At 59.4% G+C, this 20,102-nt stretch carries 19 protein-coding genes; 15 read left to right on the top strand and 4 right to left on the bottom strand.

Features of this window, described 5'->3' with window-relative positions:
- Positions 1-114: 114 nt before the first annotated feature.
- Together IP81_RS07050 and IP81_RS07045 are read right to left on the bottom strand one after the other, a co-directional pair.
- Positions 115-1,266 (bottom strand): MaoC family dehydratase N-terminal domain-containing protein, encoded by a 1,152-nt coding sequence (locus IP81_RS07050; RefSeq protein WP_054107287.1) that lies wholly within the window; start codon positions 1,264-1,266, stop codon positions 115-117.
- 19 nt (positions 1,267-1,285) lie between these two features.
- Positions 1,286-2,878, bottom strand: a complete 1,593-nt coding sequence (locus IP81_RS07045) for an acyl-CoA synthetase (RefSeq protein WP_054107286.1) — start codon at positions 2,876-2,878, stop codon at positions 1,286-1,288.
- Positions 2,879-2,940: 62 nt separating this feature from the next.
- Between IP81_RS07045 and IP81_RS07040 the strand changes: the two genes are divergently transcribed.
- A complete protein-coding gene (locus IP81_RS07040; RefSeq protein ID WP_054107285.1) occupies positions 2,941-3,696 on the top strand; it encodes an IclR family transcriptional regulator in 756 nt (251 codons plus the stop codon).
- Between the two features lie 4 nt (positions 3,697-3,700).
- On the opposite strand, the gene IP81_RS07035 is transcribed toward IP81_RS07040, so the two are convergent.
- Together IP81_RS07035 and IP81_RS07030 are read right to left on the bottom strand one after the other, a co-directional pair.
- Positions 3,701-4,852: a sulfotransferase gene (locus IP81_RS07035; RefSeq protein ID WP_054107284.1), complete on the bottom strand. Its 1,152-nt coding sequence runs from the start codon at positions 4,850-4,852 to the stop codon at positions 3,701-3,703.
- A gap of 2 nt (positions 4,853-4,854) precedes the next feature.
- The gene (locus IP81_RS07030) at positions 4,855-6,033 is read right to left on the bottom strand and encodes a MaoC family dehydratase N-terminal domain-containing protein (protein WP_054107283.1); all 1,179 of its coding nucleotides are present in this window, start codon (positions 6,031-6,033) and stop codon (positions 4,855-4,857) included.
- A gap of 268 nt (positions 6,034-6,301) precedes the next feature.
- On the opposite strand from IP81_RS07030, the gene IP81_RS07025 reads away from it, so the two are divergent.
- The 14 genes from IP81_RS07025 (at position 6,302) to IP81_RS06960 (ending at position 20,100) form a co-directional block, all read left to right on the top strand.
- Positions 6,302-6,610: a hypothetical protein gene (locus tag IP81_RS07025; RefSeq protein ID WP_054107282.1), complete on the top strand. Its 309-nt coding sequence runs from the start codon at positions 6,302-6,304 to the stop codon at positions 6,608-6,610.
- Positions 6,611-6,621: 11 nt separating this feature from the next.
- Positions 6,622-8,118, top strand: coding sequence for a class I adenylate-forming enzyme family protein (locus tag IP81_RS07020; RefSeq protein ID WP_054107281.1), 1,497 nt, complete (start codon positions 6,622-6,624; stop codon positions 8,116-8,118).
- A gap of 19 nt (positions 8,119-8,137) precedes the next feature.
- On the top strand, positions 8,138-9,142 hold the full coding sequence (locus IP81_RS07015) for an enoyl-CoA hydratase/isomerase family protein (RefSeq protein WP_054107280.1): 1,005 nt from the start codon (positions 8,138-8,140) through the stop codon (positions 9,140-9,142).
- Positions 9,139-10,125, top strand: coding sequence for a CoA transferase (locus IP81_RS07010; RefSeq protein ID WP_054107279.1), 987 nt, complete (start codon positions 9,139-9,141; stop codon positions 10,123-10,125). Before IP81_RS07015 ends, IP81_RS07010 begins: the two co-directional genes overlap by 4 nt.
- Complete coding sequence (locus IP81_RS07005; protein ID WP_054107278.1) at positions 10,122-11,516, top strand: amidohydrolase family protein; 1,395 nt, start codon at positions 10,122-10,124, stop codon at positions 11,514-11,516. The genes IP81_RS07010 and IP81_RS07005 overlap by 4 nt, the downstream gene beginning before the upstream one ends.
- A 74-nt stretch (positions 11,517-11,590) precedes the next feature.
- On the top strand, positions 11,591-12,280 hold the full coding sequence (locus IP81_RS07000) for a TetR/AcrR family transcriptional regulator (RefSeq protein ID WP_054107277.1): 690 nt from the start codon (positions 11,591-11,593) through the stop codon (positions 12,278-12,280).
- A 22-nt stretch (positions 12,281-12,302) separates the two neighbouring features.
- Entirely contained in the window at positions 12,303-13,286 is a 984-nt protein-coding gene (locus IP81_RS06995; RefSeq protein WP_054107276.1) for an MDR family oxidoreductase, read from the top strand.
- 4 nt (positions 13,287-13,290) lie between these two features.
- Complete coding sequence (locus tag IP81_RS06990) at positions 13,291-14,991, top strand: class I adenylate-forming enzyme family protein (protein WP_082356030.1); 1,701 nt, start codon at positions 13,291-13,293, stop codon at positions 14,989-14,991.
- The gene (locus IP81_RS06985; RefSeq protein WP_054107275.1) at positions 14,988-15,398 is read left to right on the top strand and encodes a nuclear transport factor 2 family protein; all 411 of its coding nucleotides are present in this window, start codon (positions 14,988-14,990) and stop codon (positions 15,396-15,398) included. The genes IP81_RS06990 and IP81_RS06985 overlap by 4 nt, the downstream gene beginning before the upstream one ends.
- Positions 15,395-16,156, top strand: coding sequence for an SDR family NAD(P)-dependent oxidoreductase (locus tag IP81_RS06980; protein WP_054107274.1), 762 nt, complete (start codon positions 15,395-15,397; stop codon positions 16,154-16,156). Before IP81_RS06985 ends, IP81_RS06980 begins: the two co-directional genes overlap by 4 nt.
- Before the next feature lie 103 nt (positions 16,157-16,259).
- Positions 16,260-17,042 (top strand): hypothetical protein, encoded by a 783-nt coding sequence (locus tag IP81_RS06975; RefSeq protein ID WP_054107273.1) that lies wholly within the window; start codon positions 16,260-16,262, stop codon positions 17,040-17,042.
- Between the two features lie 82 nt (positions 17,043-17,124).
- Positions 17,125-17,865, top strand: coding sequence for an SDR family oxidoreductase (locus IP81_RS06970; protein ID WP_054107272.1), 741 nt, complete (start codon positions 17,125-17,127; stop codon positions 17,863-17,865).
- Between the two features lie 42 nt (positions 17,866-17,907).
- The gene (locus IP81_RS06965; RefSeq protein WP_054107271.1) at positions 17,908-19,374 is read left to right on the top strand and encodes an aldehyde dehydrogenase family protein; all 1,467 of its coding nucleotides are present in this window, start codon (positions 17,908-17,910) and stop codon (positions 19,372-19,374) included.
- 18 nt (positions 19,375-19,392) lie between these two features.
- Complete coding sequence (locus IP81_RS06960) at positions 19,393-20,100, top strand: TetR/AcrR family transcriptional regulator (RefSeq protein WP_054107270.1); 708 nt, start codon at positions 19,393-19,395, stop codon at positions 20,098-20,100.
- Positions 20,101-20,102: the final 2 nt, after the last annotated feature.

Raw genomic sequence — 20,102 nt, 5'->3', positions numbered from 1 at the left:
TGGGCTTTTTGCGTTCCTGTGCGGCGCGAATGTGCACGAACCCCAAACACAATTCAGCCCGGCCCCGGATAAACCGGAACCGGGCCAAATCTTTCAGGCATCCAGCGTTGTGGATCAGGCAGGCTTGCTTGGCAGCTCTGCAATGGCAGTACCAAAGGCCGAAACTTCATCGCGGTGCGTGATCGCACGTTGCTGAATTTCGACGTACTTCTTGCCGTTTTCTTCGAACTTGCGGATCACGCTGGCATCGATGAAGATCACATCGCCATCAGGATTGTGGCGGCGGATCTGGCACTTGGACTTGTGCAGGAAGCCATCATCGCCAATCCAGTTGGTGATTTGGTGCGTCAGCCAGCTGTTACGCTCTGGACCGTAATCGTACGCGCCCGGCGCACCGACTTCGAGAGCGAATGCTTCGTCCCAGTGAACGCGCTCAGGGCAATCGGGCACATTAAAGCGGTTCTTGATGCCAAGGCCAGGGTGGGCCTGCTGCATCTTGTACGCCAGCTTGTTGGCGCGGATGTAAAGACCGCCCCAGCCCTGTGCGTAACAGATGAAGCCGGTGACCGTCATCGGGCCCTTCATCATGCGTGGCAGCTCGTCGCCGACGTTGACATCTTCCCAATAGCGCGGGGTCGCGCCACGGATTTCCTCGTTGGCGTAAAGCTTGCCCCATTCGGCCAGCTGTTCGTCGGTGAAAGGTTCCACGCGGCCACGCGCTTCGGTGTACTTTGTGCCGCGTTCACGGGCCTCGTCGCGGTCGGTGCGGAACACCCAGCTATCGGCTTCGCAAACCAGTTCGTTGTGCTGGTTGTAGAAATCGACGTGGTAGATCTGCTGGAACGAACGGCCCGCAAACTTGGTCTGATGCTCGACCAGATCCTTGAGGTACGCCTCGGTGCGGATCGTGTCGTTGCGAAGCACCGGCTTGTGCCAAGTCCAATCGGCGCCTGCCCACATCGCGTGAACGCCCGAAAGGCCACCGCAATAGCCCGAGATCAGGCGGCTGGTGGTGAACAGGAAGCTTGGCAGCGCCACGATGTCACCATACTTGGTGGTCTTGGCATATTCCGGGTCGCACCACAGCGGATTGTCATCGCCGATGCCATGGGCATAGTGACGGACCGCGTCGCGCGTTGCTTCATAGTTCCACGGCTCGACCGTGTTTTCGATCTTCACACCGATGCGGGTGCGCAGATCGGCAAGGCCGTCCTCGGTGATCTTAGGGAATTTTGCCTCGATGGGCGCGTCGCTTTGGGTTGCCATTGGTATCCTCCTTGGAATTTTAAGCGGCACTTGCCGCGGATGCCGCTGCTTCGCGGTCACGCAATACCTTGCGGTTGACCTTGCCAGCGGGTGTCTTGGGAAGCTCGGTCACAAAATCCACGATGCGCGGAAATTCATGCTGGGCCAGCTTTTCGCGCGTGAAATCCTGCAATTCGCGGGCAAGCGCATCACTGCCCTGGCGATTGATCACGATGAATGCCTTGACCACTTGGCCACGCTTTTCATCGGCCACACCGATCACCGCGCATTCCAGCACCGCGTCATGCTTCAGCAGCGTGTTTTCAATCTCGACCGCGCTCATCGTCCAGCCGGCAGAGATGATCACGTCATCGGCGCGGCCTTTGTGATAAAAATAGCCATCGGCATCGATCGTCGCGCGATCCTTGGTCGAAAGCCAGCCACCTGCTTCACCACGCTTGGCGCGCCATAGCATCAGTTCGCCGATTTCGTCAGGCGGGCAGGGCGTGCCATCGGGGCGCTGCACTTCCAGACGCTGGCCAGGGATGGCCTTGCCCAGAGAGCCGGGCTTCACGTGGAAGTCTTCCGCGCCGGGATAATTGACCAGTACAACGCCGATTTCGGTCGTGCCATACATCGAACAGGCAGGTGCCTTGAAGTGTGCGTCGATCCAGTCGAGTGTGCCGGGATCAATTGGCTCACCGGTGTAGCTCAGCTTTTTGAAATAGAAGTTGTAGTTGCCGCCTTTGCCGCTGTTTTTCATCATGCGGTAATGCGTCGCAGCAGCGCTCATATTGGTGATGCGGTAATCGTCCAGCGCCTTCATCAGGCGCACCGGATCGAACCGGCCTGTGAATGTCCCGGTGGTCACCCCCAGCGCCAATGGTGCCAGTGTGCCATGCCACAACCCATGGCCCCAAGCGGGCGATGAAGGGCAGAAGAATTCATCACCAGGACGGATGCCCGTGCCATAAAGTGCAGCAAACATCAGTGTCACCAAAGACTTGTGCGTGTGTTTGACCGCTTCGGGCAGTTCACGCGTGGTTCCGCTGGTATACTGGAACACCGCAAGCTGATCGGCCCTAGTGGTCGGCGTATATGTCGCGGGATAATGCGCGATGGTTTCAAGGAACGCATCATCGGCCACGATCACGCGGGTCTTGCCTTGCTCGGCGGCAATAGTTTGCGCAACGTCCGCCTTGTCGGCATTCGTCACAAGAATCGTGGGCGCACAATCGCCAATGCGCAGCCGCAGCGCATCCGGGCCGAACAGCGTGAACATCGGCACCGAAATCGCGCCGGTCTGCATCGCGCCGAACAGGCACACGTAAAACGGGAGCGATGGCTCAAGCATAAACGCGATGCGTTCACCCTCTTGAATGCCTTGTGCATCCAACCAGTGCGCAAATCGTGCCGAACCCGCAGCCAGCTGGTCGAAGCTGAGGATTTCGTCAGCACCGTCGGCATGGGCGATGCGCACAGCCGCGCGACCAGAGCCGTCGGCGTACCGCGTGATGCATTCATGCGCGATATTGAGGTGATCGCGATCGCCGTCGAACAATTCCCACAGTGCCGCCGTCGAGGCGTGCTGCTGCGCGTCGGCATAGCTCGAATAGTTGGTGAGTCGGTTCATGCAACGCGCTGTCACACAACCGGCTTGCCGTTGTAAATAATGAATGATATTCAATATATCGAATGACAATCAACAAAGCCCCCGCCATTGCCCGCGCCGCCGCCATTTTGCGGCTTTTGGGAAAGAGTGACACGCCCTTGGGCGTGAACAACATCGCCCGGGCGTTGGGGCTGGTGCCGTCCACATGCCTCTATGTCTTGCGCGCGCTGGCCGAAGAAGAGCTGGTCGCGTTCGATCCCGATACCAAACGTTATACTTTGGATGCCGGGGTGCTCACGCTCGCGCGCGGCTGGTTGCGCCGCAATCTCTTCGCCGATGTCGCGCAACCTGCGGTGGATCGGCTTGCGCGCGATCATGGGGTAACGATCCTTGCGGTGCAGATCGTCGGGCTGGAACACATTATCGTGGTCGCCACCTCGCAAGGTGGCGCAAATTTCCAGCTATCGGCCAATGTCGGCAGCCGCTTCCCCGCGCTGATAAGCGCAACCGGACGCTGCATTGCCGCTTTCGGGGAATACCCGCGCGCCGAAATCGAGCGGCGCTTTCACACCCTGCGCTGGGACGATCCGCCCTCCTACGAAGCATGGCTCGATCAGGTCGCGCAAACCGCACAGCGCGGTTATGCAGTCGATAGCGGGAATTACATCGCGGGCGTCACCGTCATCGCCGCGCCCGTATCGCGCGATCACGGCAGGCCCACCCATGCGCTGGTCGCCGTAGGTATTTCCGGCGCGATGGAGCGGGCAGGGGTAGACGCCATCGGCGCGGCCCTGGATCAAGCCGCGCGCAATGTGTCAGGCCGCCTGAACCGCAGTTAGACGCCTAACCCTTCACCGGAATCCTGAACCGGTCGATATAGTCGGCAAAATGGCTGTAAACCGCCTCTCGCGTCAGACCATAATCTTCCAGCGCATAGGCATGCTTGCCATGCTTGCCCTGCGGATTGGCATCGAGCATCGCCTGCATCGAAGCCGCCGCTTCATCGCTCAACGCCTCATCGAAGTTGGCGTAAAGCTTGCGCATCTCGCCAATCGGATCGGAGGTGAGTTCTTTGTACTGTATATGGTGGATCGATCCTGCGCCATGCTTGGCTTCATAGGCCAACACCCGTTCAATCATCGCATCGAAGGTCTTGAGCGAGACATCCGCCACTGCCTTGGGGTCAGCATCCGGGCTATAGAGCTTGCGCACGGCATACACCAGCGAACAGGCCGATGCGACCACATCTGCCGGATCGCGGTGCGTCATCACCAGTTGCGCATCGGGGTAGACATCGGTCAGCTCATCCAGATAGAGCGGATGCCAAGGGTTCTTGAACGTCCAGTGGCCGCCATTGTTCTGCTGCAAAACCTGCATCAACCGCTTGTGATAACGGAACGCGGGGCGATAATCGGTGTTCAGGAACCACTCGCTGTAGCTCGGGATATGATATTGTGAATCATATACTTGCGAACAGAACGTGGGAGACATTGCGAACTGGCATTCGCACGATGAATCCGCGTCCTCGTGATGCATCGCCGATATATGCGGCACATACTTCAGCGACATGTCCAGCTTGGCTTGCTCTGCATGATAGCGCGGATCACTGCGCAACGCGCCTTTGTCCGCAGGCGGTACCGTGGCAAAGGCTTCCCAGCGCAGGAAGCACCGCCGCGCCGGATCAGCTGCCAGCAGATTGATCGCCAGCGTCGTGCCGGTGCGCGGCAGGCCGAACACGAATGTCGGCTTGGTAATCGGCGCATCAAGTAGTTCGGGATGCTGCGCCAGATAGTCTTCCACCTGCAACCGGTTGACCAACGTCGCCACGATGCTCGCGCCAACACGGCCGACCGCAGCCTCGGCCAGATTCGCTTCGGTATTCAGCGCGGCAACCAGCACGTCCAGCCCCTCGCGAAAGGCAGGGTCGCCGAAATTGGTCAACCCCGCCTGTTCGGTCGCGGCAGCAAGCAGCGCTTCACTGTTCAACGTCGTCATGGTCAGGCAGGCTTCTTCATGAGCTGGATTTCTGCCTTGGCCGTCGCCAGAATACTCCCGCTCTGGTTGGCCATCTTTACGTCGACCGCAACCATGGCGCGGCCTTCATCATCGATGTATTTGTCGAGGATGTTGCCGGTCATTACCGTGATATCGCCGGTCAGTGCAGGGCTGCGATAACTGGCGACAGAATGGCACACCATGCCCCATTCGCTGGCCCAACCTGCAAGGTAGTCGGTCACCCATGCCCCCATCGATGCGCCGTAGCCATAGCCGCGCGGCATGCCGATGTAGCGCGCCCAACGCGGGAACAAGTGCCCGCGCGATGGGCCGATATAAGCGCCATCGGTGTTTTCGGGGTTGTTCGCCTCTTCGGTCGGGTCTTGCTCAGGGCCAGCCATAGGGCCGACAAAGCCAAGCTCGGCCATGTTCAGGTCTGTGCGGCGGTGCATCGAACCCCACTGGGTGAAAGTATAGCTGCGCCATTCCGTGGCAAAGCTGACGATCGAATGCGGGCCAAACACGCGTTCTGGCAGGGCGGTATTGGCGGCAACATCGTCCCAATAACGTGGCGAATGGCCCAGATCGTGGAGCATCTTGATCCACTCGTACTTGCGCACTTCCAGCGCTTCGAGTTCGTCATCGGACCAAACCGGATCGTCGGAAGCAGCGGTTGCCTCGGTCTGGCTGGCTTCGCCCGCAGCTTGGGAATAGCGGATCGAGGTCGAGCGCTGCTTGGCCACCAATTCACCGCGTTGGTTATAATAGAAATTGTCGCCGCGCTGGAAGCAGGTCGGGCCGAACGAGGATGTGTCCTTGACCTTGTAATCAAACGGCACGCGCTCATTCCAGATACGGTCGCCTGCGCGCACCACAACATCGGAAAACCACCATTCGTCACCGCCAAACAGCATGTGCGAATTGGGGATCAGGCCAACGCAGCTTGGCGCAGCACCGTGGCCGTCATCCATCGTAATGGGGAAGCTTTGCGGTGCGATCAGCCCGCCGTGGCGGCTCTGCATGGCAAACATCGAATCGTAATGCAGCCGGTTGGGGTAATGCATGGCCTGCACCCAACGGCGGATATCATTGTTTGCAAAAGGGTCCACCATGCGCGCTGGCTGCATGGGCTTGCCCATGTAACGGTCAAGATCCGAACAATCCAGTTGGGGCGTGGTCATGATGATCCCTCTCTCTAGCAATGGGTTTTTATGGCGAACGCATTGTTCCTATGGCCATTGCCGTAATCTGTCGGGACGCAGAATAAAGCCCTCGGGGCGATCTATGACGTTTGGCCGCCTTCATATCGCGCCCGCGTTATCCCGATGACCTGTTTTGTGCCGGGATCGCCGCACGGGCGATACTGGCACAGGCGTCATGCAGCAGCGCTTGATTTGCACGACCCCATGGTTGCATGAGGATTGCCAGTCCCAAGGAGTTCTAGAAAAGATGGATATCAAGCCAGGGTCGCGCTGGAAGAGCGCCGTCTGCGATGCACAGCTGGTTGTGGTGCGGCCACCCAAGCAGGCTGGAGAGCTTCAGTGTGGCGGTGTTGCCGTGCTGGAACTGGCCGATGCAACCGCGCCCGGCGGCGATGTCCATCCCGATCACGCTGGCGGGGTGATGATCGGCAAGCGTTACACCGATGCCGAAACCGGCATCGAAGTTCTCGGCGCAAAGGCCGGACGCGGCTCGCTGTCGTTCGATGGCAGGCCCTTGCAGCTTAAAGATGCCAAGCCGCTTCCGGCTTCGGACTAGGATCATCGCGCGTGCACATTCCGCTTCTTCTCGACTTGATGGCAGATGTCGCCCCTGATCGCATGGCGCTCGGCAATCTCGATGGCGGCCTCGATTTTGGTGCCATGCGCAGCAATGCCCGCGCCGCCGCAGCATGGCTGGCAACTTGCGGAACGGATAAGGCTGTATTCGTCGGTCTGAACGGCAATGCTTTGCCCGTGCTGATGTTTGCCAGCGGAATGGCCGGGTGCAGCTTTGTCCCGGTCAATTACCGTCTGCCCGATGCCGAATTGCGCAAGCTGATCGCACGCACGGTGCCTTCGGTGGTGATCGTTGACGATGATATGGCCGCCCGGATCGAAGGCATCGATGGCGCAACGCTGGTCACCCGCAGCGAATTTGAAGCACGCTTTTTGCTGGCTTCCCCTGCGGAAGGCGAACCGCTGGACGAAAGCACCAACGACATCGCCGTGCTGCTGTTTACCAGCGGCACGACCGGTGAACCAAAAGCCGCCGTTCTGCGCCACGCAAACCTCACCTCCTATGTGATGTCTACGGTCGAATTTATGGGCGCTGATGAGGATGAAGCCGCGCTGATCAGCGTGCCCCCTTATCATATCGCGGGGATTTCGGCGGTTCTGACATCGGCTTATGGCGGCAGGCGCTTGGTCTATCTCCCGGCATTCACAGCCGAGGAATGGGTCGCTGCTGCCGCGCGCGAAAAGATTACGCACGCCATGGTCGTACCCACCATGCTTGATCGCATTCTGGACGTGCTCGAAAAAACCGGCGAAACGCTGCCTGCCCTGCGCGCGCTGTCCTATGGCGGCGGGCGTATGCCCGAACCGGTAATTGCCCGCGCACTGGACAGATTGCCGCATGTCGATTTCGTCAATGCCTATGGCCTGACCGAAACCAGCTCCACCATTGCGCTCCTGGGTGCAGAAGATCACCGCGCCGCATTTTCCAGCAGCGATGCGCAAGTCCGTCGCCGGCTTGGCTCGGTTGGCAAGCCACTGCCGTCCATCGAACTCGAAATCCGCCGCGATGATGGCACCTGCTGCGCAGCCGATGAACCCGGCGAGATTTACGTGCGCGGTGAACAGGTCTCGGGCGAATACCTCCACAAGAAAGCCATTGCCGATGACGGGTGGTTTGCCACCAACGATGCGGGCTGGCTTGATGCCGATGGCTACTTGTTCGTTGATGGACGTCTTGACGATGTGATCGTGCGCGGCGGGGAAAACATTTCGCCCGGCGAGATCGAGGACGTCCTGCGCCAACACGCGGAAATTGCCGACGTTGCCGTTCTGGGTCTGCCTTGCGTGCAATGGGGTGAAAAGGTTGCCGCCGTGATCGTCTCGCGCAACCCGACGCTTGATGTCGAAGCGCTGTCGCAACACGTCCGCAACCAGCTTCGGTCCACCAAAACACCCGAAAGCTGGTTCTTCCGCGATGAACTGCCGTATAATGAAACGGGCAAGCTGCTCCGCCGCGTGTTGAAGGCCGAACTGGCAAAGCCGGATTGACGAGGCTAGGTTTGCGGGCATGATTGGCGCGCATTCCCTTGATGATATCGATTTTCTGGACGCCGCCCGGTTTTCGGCCATGGGCGATGTGCCGGTCGTGATTGGTGATGCGCAAAGCTGGCAACCGCCGGTTCCCGGCCTGCAAGCGGTATGCATTGGCGTGGACGCAGCGGGCGCGCTTCCTGCCCTCAATCCTGCACACTTCGATGTGTTGGTAACAACCGCTGTCGATGCACCCGCGCCGTGGGTGTCGATTGCGCCCGCACAGCTTGAAACGCATCTGCACGATCTTGCCGCAGCGGTGCGTGATCGCCCGGTTGCGGCAACGATCCTGTGCCGTGTTCTGAAAACAGCGCAAGCGCTGCCTTTTGAAGCCGCGCTCGATATGGAATCGCTGGCCTATTCAGCACTTCTGGGCGGCGAAGAATTTGCGCGATGGCGGAGGGCAACGCCAGCGCAGCCAGTGCCGCAAAGCGATGGCCCACTGGTGCTGGTAGACCGTGAAGCCGATCACATCACGCTCACATTGAACAATCCTGCAGGCCAGAACGCGATGACCGCTGCCATGCGCGATGCGCTGCACGAAGCGCTGGCCGCCGTGCTGGATGATCCGACAATGCCATGCGTCACCTTGCGCGGGGCAGGGCGCTGCTTTTCCACCGGCGGTGCACTGGGTGAATTTGGCAGCGCCACCGATCTGGCTCAGGCGCATGTCGTGCGCACTTTGCGCAGTTGCGCCGCTTTGCTCGCGCGGTTGGGGGATCGCGCAAGCGTGCAATTGCACGGTGCCTGCGTGGGGTCAGGGTTGGAAGTGCCCGCCGCCGCCGCGCATCGCAGCGCCACCCGTGAGGCTTGGTTCCAACTCCCCGAATTGCGCATGGGCCTGATCCCCGGTGCGGGCGGCACTGTCAGCGTTGCCCGCGCAATCGGTCGGCATCGCACCACGTGGTTATTGCTGACCGGCAAGCGCATCAGTGCTCGTCAGTCGCTCGGCTGGGGCCTGATTCACAAGATCATGCCATGATTCCATCCGCCCTGATCGATGCTATTGCCGATGAAGGCAAAGCGGTCGCGGACCTTGCCGCGCAACTCGGCCGCAAAATCGCCATTGATCCCCGCACATTGCTGGAACGGGACATAGCATTGCAACCGCCGGGTCTGTTTTCACCCAACGGCTATTGCCGACTGGTTGCCGCATCCGACGGTTGGATCGCCGTAAACCTCGCGCGCGAAGATGATCGCGCGGCCATACCGGCATGGCTCGAATGTGATGAAACCGCAGATCCGTGGGTGGCAGTAACCAATCATGCGCGGCACCGGACAATCGCCATTCTGATCGAACGGGCCAAGCTGCTGGGGATGCCGGTTGCAGCGCTTAAAGAAGCTGACGTTCAGCCGTCAAATCCTCTGGCACCAAACGTCTTGCCGCAAAATCCGCACTCTGTGCTCGATCTGTCAGCCTTATGGGCAGGGCCGTTGTGCGGTGGGCTATTGGCGCAAGCGGGCATAGCTGTCACCAAAGTTGAAGACCCGGCGCGGCCCGATCCCACCGCGATCACCACGCCCGATCACAATCACCGGTTGAACGGTCAGAAGCGCCGTCTGACGATGCCATTGCACAGTCCTGATCTGCTCGATGCCGTCGCAGGCGCGGACATTCTCGTCACGAGCGCGCGCGCCCATGCGCTGGCGCGGCTTGGTCTCACCCCGCAGGCCCTGTTCGCCCGCAACCCCGGCCTGATCTGGGTGGCGATCACCGCGCATGGCTTCGCCGGTGAAAACGCGATGCGCGTCGGCTTTGGCGATGATGCGGCGGCGGCTGGCGGACTGGTCGGCTGGACCAGTGATGCGCCGCAGTTCCTGGGTGACGCGCTCGCCGATCCTCTCACCGGCCTGCGCGCCGCTCGCCTTGCATTGCGCGCCATCACCGCGGGGCAAAGCGGCATCATAGACGTCGCACTTGCAGCCACCGCCGCAGACTTCGCAACGAAAGCGGGCTTGCGGTGAACCACGCCTACGATCTCATCTTGCGGCAGGCGCAATTGATTGATGGCACCGTTGCCGATGTCGGCATTCGCGATGGCCAGTTCGCGGCAATCGCGCCCTGCTTGGGAAAATCGGATCAGGATCAGGATTGTCAGGGCAAGCTCCTGCTCGGCGGATTGCACGATCACCATCTCCACCTGCTCGCCACCGCAGCAAAGTTGCAATCGGCCGACTTGACCGGGCAGGTCGATCCCGCAGCGATCAGATCCATCTTGCAAGCAAAGGCCGGCAGCACCCCTCCCGGCGAATGGCTGCGCGCGACAGGATACGATGAACGCGCCGCCGGAATTCCGGATCACGTGACACTCGATCAGTGGGTTTCAGACCGGCCGATGCGGATTCAGGACCGCACCGGAGCGCTGTGGTTGCTGAACAGCGCGGCGATTGCGCTGATCGGTCCCGCGCCATGGCCCGAAGGTGTCGAACTTGACCAAAAAGGTGCGGCTACTGGCCGCATTTGGCGCGGCGATGCATGGTTGAGGACACAAATTGCCCACAAAACGCCATCAATCGCCACCTTATCCCAGCAACTTGCCGCGTGGGGTGTCACTGCCCTGACCGACGCCGGCGCGCAAAATGGCCCGGAAGAAGCCGCGATTCTGGCGCAATCTTGCCGCGATGGCACCCTGCGCCAACGCCTCACCATCATGGGCCGCGAGGATTTGCCAACGGGCAAAGAATACCACCTTGGCCCGGTTAAGCTATTGTTTGACGAACGGAATTTCCCAGATCCCGCCAGCATCGCCAGCCGTATCACCGCAGCGCGCACGCTCGGGCGGGCAGTCGCGGCGCACTGCGTAACCGAAGCCGAACTCCTGTTCTATCTGGCCGCGCTCGATCTGGCAGGCGGCGCGATGCCGGGCGACCGGATCGAACACGGCAGCATGATCGCCCAAAGCCTGCTGCCAGACATCGCCAAAGCCGGGCTCATTGTCGTTGCGAATCCTGGCTTTATCGCCCTGCGCGGCGACCGTTATCTATCTGAAATTGAGCCAGAAGATCGTCCGAACCTTCAACGATTGGCGTCTTTGAAGAATGCAGGGATTGCAGTTCTGGCAGGCAGCGACGCGCCTTACGGTCCGATCAACCCCTGGGTGACAATCCGCGCCGCGATGTTCCGACAGACACCGGCAGGGGCGCTTCTGGGCGCGGAGGAAGTCCTGTCCGGATTGCAGGCCCTGGGGCTGTTCAGCGCTGCAAACCCGTTGAAAATTGGCGCTTTAGCCGATTGCTGTGCCGTCCGCATGGATTGGCAGAGGCACGCCGCTGACACCCTTGATCCCAACCCTGTGGAGCTGACCCTGATCGGCGGACGTGCTCAAGACACCAGCGCGATTTCGCACGGGCGATAGGTTGCTCCGCTGCAGTTGCGCTTGCTACAGCCCGGAGGCATGCACGTTTGTGCGTACGAGTGAAAGGGGCGAGCATGATTGAAAAACGCAAACGCCGTGCGCGTAATCCCGACGCAACCCGGGAAACGATCCTCGTGGCCGCGCGCACTATTTTGGCAAAGGACGGGCCAGAGGGTCTCAGCCTTTCGAAAGTCGCAAGCCTGGCAGGGGTCAATCGCGGCACGGCGTACCAGCATTTCGCTACACGCGAAAACCTGATCGCTGATACGCTGCAATCCGTTTCGGACATCATCTTCCGCGCGGTTTTCGGCGATCCCGAAACGATCGGTGAGCGTGATGTAGAACATGTCGATATGGTGGCAGTGCCCGAACGGCTGGCCAATTTTGCGATGGAAAATCCGGAGCTTGGCCGAATTTGGCTATTGCAGGTGCTATCCGCGCCTGATCCAACAGCAGATCCTTTCTGGCGCGAATACGCCGGATCCATTGGCCGGTTTGCACAAACCGATCTGGCCGAGCCGAACATCGATGTTGAAGTGTTTTCGGTGATTACGCTGACCGCGAACTTCCTGTGGCCAGTGTGGGCGCGCTCGCACTCGCAAAGCAGTGATGAACGCAAGGCACTGTCCCACCGGTTTGCCCAGGAAGTGGTGCGCTTGTGCATGTACGGCACGCTCAAATCCGCCAAGCTTCCCCATGTCGCTGCGCAGCTTGAAAGCGCAGCTCCACCTCCGCCACCACCGCAGTTGCGCGTGGTCTGCTGAATTTCAGGAAAGAACCCTCTCCATGTTCAATGCCATTCTGATCGAAAAAACCGATGATGTGCAAAGCGTTGCACTGAAGCAGATCGATGAAACTGTGCTGCACGATGGCGATGTGACCATCGACGTCGCCTATTCAACGCTGAACTACAAGGATGGCTTGGCAATCACGGGCTCATCGCCAGTGGTGCGCAAGTTCCCGATGGTTCCGGGCATCGACCTTGCCGGCACTGTGCGTGAATCTTCGCACGCCGATTGGAAAGCGGGCGACAAAGTCGTGCTCAACGGCTGGGGCGTGGGCGAAGGCCACACCGGCGGTTTGGCGCAAGTTGCGCGGCTGAATGGCGATTGGCTGGTGCCCCTGCCATCTGCATTCAACGAAAAGCAGGCGATGGCAATTGGTACTGCCGGCTATACCGCAGCGCTTTGTGTTGAAGCATTGGTGAAAGCAGGCGTTACGCCAGATCAGGGCGAAGTGCTGGTAACCGGCGCAACTGGCGGCGTGGGCAGCGTTGCGGTCGCCCTATTGAAGAAAGCTGGTTTCACTGTCGCTGGCTCAACCGGCAAAGCTTCGGAAGCGGATTATCTGAAGCAGCTTGGGGCGGATACCATCATCGATCGTGCGGAACTGTCTGAAAAGGGCCGCCCGCTGGCCAAGGAGCGTTGGGCCGGTGTGGTCGATTCAGTAGGCAGCTTCACGCTGGTTAACGCTTGTGCAGCAACACGTTATGGCGGTGCGGTTGCGGCTTGTGGCCTTGCTCAAGGCGCTGATTTCCCCGCCACGGTTATGCCGTTCATCCTGCGCGGTGTGCGCCTGCTCGGCGTGGATAGCGTGATGGCACCCAAGGCTGCGCGCCTTGCGGCCTGGGAGCGTCTGGCGCGTGATCTTGATCCTGCGCTGCTTGATGTCATCGCTGTTGAAATCGGTTTGGGCGAAGCTGTTGCCGCTGCTTCTGATCTGCTGGCAGGCAAAGTACGCGGCCGCATCATCGTTGATGTGAACCGTTGATTCCATGGCAGGGGGGCTGCAATCTGATATGCCGTTATCGGTAATTCACGGTCCCCCGCTGGCCGAGGAGCCAGGGTTGGGTGAACTCACCCTGTCAGGCTGGTTCCGCACCATTTGCGAACAATGGTGCAGTAACGAAGCGCTTGTCCATTATGAGGGCGGCTTTGCCCAAGGTGAGCGCGTAAGCTGGACTTATGCCGAGATGTGGGCGCGCTCCAATGAGGTCGCGCGCGCCCTAGTGGCTTGTGGTGTCGGCAAGGGCACCCGCGTTGGCATCTTGATGACCAACCGCCCCGAATTTCTCGCTGCCACTTTCGGCACCGCGCTGGCAGGCGGCGTGGCCACCACGCTAAGCACCTTCTCGACCGCCGCAGAACTTGAGCATTTGCTTGGCGCATCGTGCATTTCGGTGCTGCTCATGGAGCGGCAGGTGCTGAAGAAGGATTTTGGCGCGCTAGTGTGCGAACTCGATCCTGCATTGGCATCTGCCTCCCCTGGCGCAATAACCTCGACGAAATATCCGTTTCTCACCCATATCGCAGCAGTCGGCGGTGGTTCGGGCGCGATTGAGGACTGGTCCGTATTTCTGGCGCGCGGCGCTAGCATAGCGCAAGCCTGTGTCGATGCGCGCGCATTGAGTAATTCTCCGGCTGATCCGGGCGTCCTGTTCTTCTCGTCAGGCTCCACCGCCATGCCCAAGGGCATTCTCTCGGCGCATCGCGGCGTGACGCTGCAATTGTGGCGCTGGCCCAAATGGTATGACGCAAAGCCCGGCGACTTGCGGATGTGGTCGGCCAACGGCTTTTTCTGGTCTGGTAATTTCAGCATGGCGCTGGGCGGGGCGCTCACCGACGGCGGCTGCCTGATCCTGCAAACCACCTTCAACGCCGAAGAAGCGCTGCAATTGATGGAAGCGGAAAAGGCCTCGTTCCTGAACGCTTGGCCTCACCAATGGGAGCAAATCATTGCCGCGCCCAACTGGGCAATGACCGACCTCTCGTCGCTGACTTACATTGATTACAAATCGCCCATCGCGCAGCATCCCACGATCAAATCGACATGGCGCGAACCGTTCGCAGCATTCGGCAATACCGAAACCTTCACGCTTTTCACCGTCTATCCGGCCAACACGCCCGATGAAGTGACCGCAGGCAGCGTCGGCGTACCTGCCCACGGTGTCACCGTCAAAATCATCGATCCGTTGACCGGCGCGATCATGCCGCAAGGAGAGCGCGGCGAGATTTGCGTAAAAGGCCCGACGCTGATGCTCGGCTATTTAGGCCTCCCGCTCACAGAAACGCTCGATGCTGAGGGCTATCTGCGCACCGGCGATAGCGGGCATTTCGATGCCCAAGGTCGGATGTTCTGGCACGGGCGGCTTAATGATATCATCAAAACAGGCGGCGCCAACGTCTCGCCTGTCGAGGTTGATACGCTGATGCGCAAGATGCCGCAGGTCAAAATCAGCCAGACAGTCGGCGTGCCACATGCCACGCTGGGCGAACTGGTAGTCACATGCATCGTGCCACACGAAGGCGCGTTGTTGTCAGAGGAAGACGTTAAGGCTTTTGCCAAGCAATCATTGGCTAGCTTTAAAGTGCCGCGATCGGTTTTGTTCTTTGCAGAAGACGAACTGGCTACAACGGGCACCAACAAGATCAAGACCGCAGATTTGCGCAAACTGGCAACGGAGCGTTTGGCATGACCAAAGCCAAGGACAGTCTGGAAATTGCTAACCTCAAAGCTCTTTACTGCTTTGCCGCCGATACATCTTGCACGGATGAAGCAGCGGCGCGTGCCATGTTTGCAGATATCTTCACCGATGATTTTGTGGGTGATTATGGCTTCGGCACGATGGAAGGCCCGCAGGTAATTGTCGATTTCATGTGCAAAGCCATCGGCGGTGGCAGCGAATGGATGATCCATGCACTTGGCTCGCCGCGCATCAGTGTTGATGGCGATCATGCCACCGGCGATTGGACAATCAGCGTTCAATCACGCCGCCGCGATGGGGCAGGAATGATGGCTATCGTCGGGCGTTATTCCGACACATTCTGCCGCACCAGGCATGGCTGGCGGATTGCGGGCATCACCTTCAGGAGGTTCGAATGAGCCATAAGTTTGCCGGCAAGACGGTTTTGGTGACCGGTGGCGCGGCAGGGCTGGGGCGTGCCTATGCCTTGAAATTCGGCGCTGAGGGTGCGCATGTCATTTTGGCCGATATAAACGCCGAGGGTATGGCCGAGACCAAAGCACTGGTTGAAGCAGTCGGCGGCACCGCCGAATGTCATCCGTGCGATATGAGCGATGAGGCTCAGATCAATGCGCTAGGTGCAGCCGTGATTGCAGGCCATGACAAGCTCGATGTGCTGATTAACAACGCCGGCTTGCATTTGGGCGAAATTGCGCGCGGGTTTTTCGGTCTGGGCCAAGCCAAGTGGCAGTATTACTTTGCGGTCAATACGATTGGCCCGTTGCTGCTGGCCGAGGCGCTGCGCCCGGCATTGGCCAAAGCCAAGGGTTTGATCATCAACAAATCTTCGATGGCCAGCTATCAGCCGCAATCCGCTTATGGCATCACCAAGGCATCGCTTAATGTGTTCACCCATGCGATGGCCAGCCAGTTTGCGGTCGATGAAATTCGCTGCGTGGCGATTGCGCCGGGCTTGATGGAAACGCCAGCGGCCAAGGGCGGTGTGGCGGATGAAAACTGGGCGCGGTTGCTCGCGATGCAGGCGGTAAAGCGGCAGGGTACTGCTGATGATATCGCCAATCTGGGACTGTTTCTGGCATCGGACGAAGGCAGCTTCATCAACAATCAGGTCTTGCTGTGCGATGGCGGAAACCAGATGCGCGGCTTCCGGATGTGAGCGGGCCTAGCTTTCCGGACTGGCCGCAGATCTGCCATCTCGAAGCGCGCTGACGCGGATCAATATGGAAATGACCGGCGAATAACAGAATCGGGACGGATCAATGGCGCTTTATACCACCACGCATTTGTACAACGTCACCGCCGGTCGCGAGGCTGAATACGCGGCTTGGTTCGATGGGCTGCATGCGCAAGATCTTGCGCGGCTGCGCGGTTTCAAATCGGCGGACCGCTATGAAGTGACTCCCGAGCAGGTGATGCCTGACATCGCCCAGCCCTGGCGGTTTATGAGCGTTTACGAGTTCGATTATTCGGCACCGGAAATCGATCTTCCGGCGCTAGGGCCATTGCTGGCGCAGGCGCGTGATAGCGGGCTGATTGATGACGGCAATGAATCCGAGCGCATCTTCAGCTATGCGCTCTATGCTGATTGGTATTCCGGCCCGAACCATCAGAAAGACAAGCCTTTTTCCAGCATGTTCATCATTCCGGCAAACTTCGTAGCAGGAATGGAGGCAGAATATCACGCCTGGTATGATGATGTGCACATACCCGAAGTGTGCCGTGTGCCCGGGTTCGTGGCGATGAAGCGCGGGCGGCTTTCCCCGCTCCAAATTGAACCACGACGGTTCTGTCCCGGGAGCGAACTGGTAATGTGTGGCCATCAGACCGATGACCTGCTGTTTTCTGTCAAGGATTTCAGCGCGCGGGCGCGCGGGGTCAGCCCCAGCGGCGTGGCGATGGCTCCGCGTTCCAAGGCGGGAAGTTTTGCCCGCACCGTCCATTTCTTCAAACGGATTAGCGGTGCCCGGAAGTGGGATCGCGGGATTGCTTATGCGGGCGACTTATCGGTCTATCCGCCGGACTTTCGTATCACGGGCGCTTAACCGGCATCGCTTCGGCGATTGCGGTTGGGCCCGTCTCGCTCTTTTTTCCAGCCCGCGATAGAGACGTGCCAAGGAGAAAATCATGGCCAAAACAATCGTGATTACAGGGGCCGGAGACGGTCTTGGCCGGGCATTGTCACGGCGTTTTGCCACAGATGGTGACACCGTCATCCTGCTCGGGCGCACGCTTGCCAAAATTGAGGCCGTTGCCGCTGAAATCGGCGCGCCGCACTTTGCGATCGAATGCGATGTGGCCAATCCCGATTCGGTCCGCGCTGCCTTTGCCGTTATCGCCGCGCGCCATCCCAAAATCGATGTGCTAATCAACAATGCGGCGGTCTACGAGCCATTTACATTGGCCGAGGTGACGGACGCGCAGATCGCAACCCAGATCAATATCAATCTGGCCGGGCCGATCTATTGCGCGCGTGAAGCGTTGCCTTTGCTGCGCGGCGGTGGCCAGATCATCAACGTCAGCAGCGAAACCGCCTCGCTTAAAATGCCGATGCTATGGCTTTATGGCGGGACCAAGACGGCGCTTGAATTGATGTCAGACATGTGGGCGCGCGAACTCACCCCCGAAGGTGTGCGGGTGACGATTGTTCAGGCCGGTATGATGATGGACGAGACCAAGACCGGCAGTGCCTGGGCACCCGAGGTTTCCATGCGTTTCGGCGTGGAAAACGCGAAAGCTGGTATCAACCTGCGCGAACGGCCGATTTCACATTATAATTCCGCGGCAAGCGCTTTTCGCGCGCTGATTGATACACCTGCCGATTTGCATATCCCGTTTGTCGCGCTTCGTGGCCATCGCGCCGCTTAATCAGCCAATTTTACATTGCTTTCCAGCAAGGAAACTGTTTCCATGACGACGCTCCCGGACGCCAAATTGTTTATCGATGGCCAGTTGCGCGATGCACAAAGCGGCAAGACGTTCGACATTATCAGTCCCTGGACGGGTGAACCGGTCGGCAAGGCCGCTGATGCAACGGCCGCTGATGTTGAGGAGGCAATCGCATCTGCCCGGCGCGCTTTCGATAAAACCGATTGGTCTACGAATATCGCGTTGCGCGTGAAGCTGGTCCAGAAGCTTTACGATCTGTTCGATGCCAATCGTGAGCGTTTGTCCGACCTTGCCCGCAATGAAGCTGGCGCCGCGATCGGTGCGGTTGGGCGTGCGCATGTCGACATGGCGATGGATGGCTGGAAAGACTACATTGACCTGTTCCCGCAGGTGGAATGGCAAAAAAGCTATGGCGAGCGCGCTGCCTACGGCATGATGCATGAGCGGGTCGCTGTGAAAGAGCCCGTGGGCGTTGTCGGGGCGATTACACCTTGGAATGTGCCGCTTTACGTAAACGTGGGCAAAGTGGTGGCGGCATTGCTCGCCGGGTGCACGGTCATCCTGAAACCAGCTCCCAACACTCCGGGTATGGGGTCAATCTTTGGCGAACTGGCGGCCGAGGCTGGTTTCCCGGCAGGTGTGCTGAACGTAGTATTTGGTGAAGACGCAGCACTTGCCGGCGAAATGCTGGTCACTGACCCACGCGTGGACCTGATCAGCTTCACCGGATCGACGGGCGTTGGCAAGCGCATCATGGAGCAAGGCGCTGCCACAATGAAGCGCGTCTTCCTTGAACTTGGCGGCAAATCGGCCAAAATTGTACTCGAAGATTCCGAAAACTTTGCGATGGATGTCGCGACCACTATGCTGGTGTTCCACGCAGGGCAGGGCTGTGCGGTGCATTCGCGGCTGCTGGTCCCGCGCAGCCGTTATGACGAAGCCAAAGCAATCCTCAAAGGTGCTTACGCCAACTTCGGCGATAACTGGGGCGACTTTGACAACCCGACGCAGATCATGGGGCCGGTTATCTCGAAGCGCCAGATGGAACGCGTGCTGTCTTACGTCGAATTGGGTCAGCAAGAAGGAGCAACATTGCTGGCAGGCGGAAAGGCGCGTCCTGATAAAGGCGGCGGCTACTTTATCGAGCCAACGTGTTTTGTGGATGTCGATAATGCGATGCGGATTGCGCAGGAAGAAATCTTCGGTCCGGTTCTGGTAGTGATCCCGTTTGAAGACGATGATGATGCGGTGCGCATTGCCAATGAATCGAGCTATGGCCTGTCCGGTGGCGTTTCATCTGGCAGTCTTGACCGGGCGCTGGCCGTGGCAAAGCGTATTCGCAGCGGTTCAATCAGCGTCAACGGCGGCATGTGTATCGCAGGTGACTTGCCTTTCGGCGGCTACAAGGCTAGCGGAATTGGCCGCGAATGGGGTGTCGAAGGGATCGAAGAGTATCTCGAGACCAAATTGATCGCGTGGCGCAAATAGGATTTGTGAAAGAAGCGGATGGTAGCGGCGCAGTCAGCAACAATTAACAAGAAGCGTCCTGCGCTCGCCGATGTCAGTCATAATCTCAACGGTCAGCGCCTTGGCCGAAAGGGGCGCGATACGCGTGACCGGATTCTTGCCGCGGCCAAGGAGATCATCGACGGACCTGACGCGACCCAGATCACGCTGAGCGAAGTTGCCCGCCGCGCCAGTTTGCGGATGGCTTCGCTCTATGTCTATTTTGCAGACCTGAGCGAACTGGTGGTGGCGCTACTTGAACCGGTGATGGCCGAGGCCGAGGCCAGCTACCTTGAGATTTTGCGGAAGCCATGGCCCGATGATCAACTGGTCCAGCATTGCGAACGGTTTGTCCGGGGGTTCTATGAATTCTGGCAACGCAATTCATCGATCCTGCACTTGCGCAACACCATGGCCGACCGCAAGGATCGTTTGCAGACCGACCAGCGGATCAACGCGGCACGACCGGTGATCGATTTGCTGGTGGTGCAGATGGGCCGCAGTCCGGCAGAGCGGACTTCCTTGGCGGTGAGTCTGGCAACCGTGCTGTACATGGGCTTTGAGCGTGCGGTGAACATCGCGACAGACCGGCACTTTGGAGATGCCATGGCGGATCGGGTGATGCCCGACGTAAGCCGTTACCTGGAAGCAGAAGTGCGCCTTTTCCACCTTTCGATTGCCGATCAAAGAGCGCAGGGAAAAGGCTGAGC

This window comes from Novosphingobium sp. AAP83 (assembly GCF_001295795.1).
GTDB lineage: Bacteria > Pseudomonadota > Alphaproteobacteria > Sphingomonadales > Sphingomonadaceae > Novosphingobium.
Note: the sequence above shows the minus strand (reverse complement) of the source record. Positions and strands in the feature narration are given on the sequence as shown.

Excerpts from the sequence above, each read along its gene's own strand:
- IP81_RS07050 (WP_054107287.1), bottom strand. The coding sequence starts at position 1,266 with ATGGCAACCCAAAGCGACGCGCCCATCGAGGCAAAATTCCCTAAGATC.
- IP81_RS07045 (WP_054107286.1), bottom strand. The coding sequence starts at position 2,878 with ATGAACCGACTCACCAACTATTCGAGCTATGCCGACGCGCAGCAGCAC.
- IP81_RS07040 (WP_054107285.1), top strand. The coding sequence starts at position 2,941 with ATGACAATCAACAAAGCCCCCGCCATTGCCCGCGCCGCCGCCATTTTG.
- IP81_RS07035 (WP_054107284.1), bottom strand. The coding sequence starts at position 4,852 with ATGACGACGTTGAACAGTGAAGCGCTGCTTGCTGCCGCGACCGAACAG.
- IP81_RS07030 (WP_054107283.1), bottom strand. The coding sequence starts at position 6,033 with ATGACCACGCCCCAACTGGATTGTTCGGATCTTGACCGTTACATGGGC.
- IP81_RS07025 (WP_054107282.1), top strand. The coding sequence starts at position 6,302 with ATGGATATCAAGCCAGGGTCGCGCTGGAAGAGCGCCGTCTGCGATGCA.
- IP81_RS07015 (WP_054107280.1), top strand. The coding sequence starts at position 8,138 with ATGATTGGCGCGCATTCCCTTGATGATATCGATTTTCTGGACGCCGCC.
- IP81_RS07010 (WP_054107279.1), top strand. The coding sequence starts at position 9,139 with ATGATTCCATCCGCCCTGATCGATGCTATTGCCGATGAAGGCAAAGCG.
- IP81_RS07000 (WP_054107277.1), top strand. The coding sequence starts at position 11,591 with ATGATTGAAAAACGCAAACGCCGTGCGCGTAATCCCGACGCAACCCGG.
- IP81_RS06995 (WP_054107276.1), top strand. The coding sequence starts at position 12,303 with ATGTTCAATGCCATTCTGATCGAAAAAACCGATGATGTGCAAAGCGTT.
- IP81_RS06990 (WP_082356030.1), top strand. The coding sequence starts at position 13,291 with ATGGCAGGGGGGCTGCAATCTGATATGCCGTTATCGGTAATTCACGGT.
- IP81_RS06985 (WP_054107275.1), top strand. The coding sequence starts at position 14,988 with ATGACCAAAGCCAAGGACAGTCTGGAAATTGCTAACCTCAAAGCTCTT.
- IP81_RS06980 (WP_054107274.1), top strand. The coding sequence starts at position 15,395 with ATGAGCCATAAGTTTGCCGGCAAGACGGTTTTGGTGACCGGTGGCGCG.
- IP81_RS06975 (WP_054107273.1), top strand. The coding sequence starts at position 16,260 with ATGGCGCTTTATACCACCACGCATTTGTACAACGTCACCGCCGGTCGC.
- IP81_RS06970 (WP_054107272.1), top strand. The coding sequence starts at position 17,125 with ATGGCCAAAACAATCGTGATTACAGGGGCCGGAGACGGTCTTGGCCGG.
- IP81_RS06965 (WP_054107271.1), top strand. The coding sequence starts at position 17,908 with ATGACGACGCTCCCGGACGCCAAATTGTTTATCGATGGCCAGTTGCGC.
- IP81_RS06960 (WP_054107270.1), top strand. The coding sequence starts at position 19,393 with ATGGTAGCGGCGCAGTCAGCAACAATTAACAAGAAGCGTCCTGCGCTC.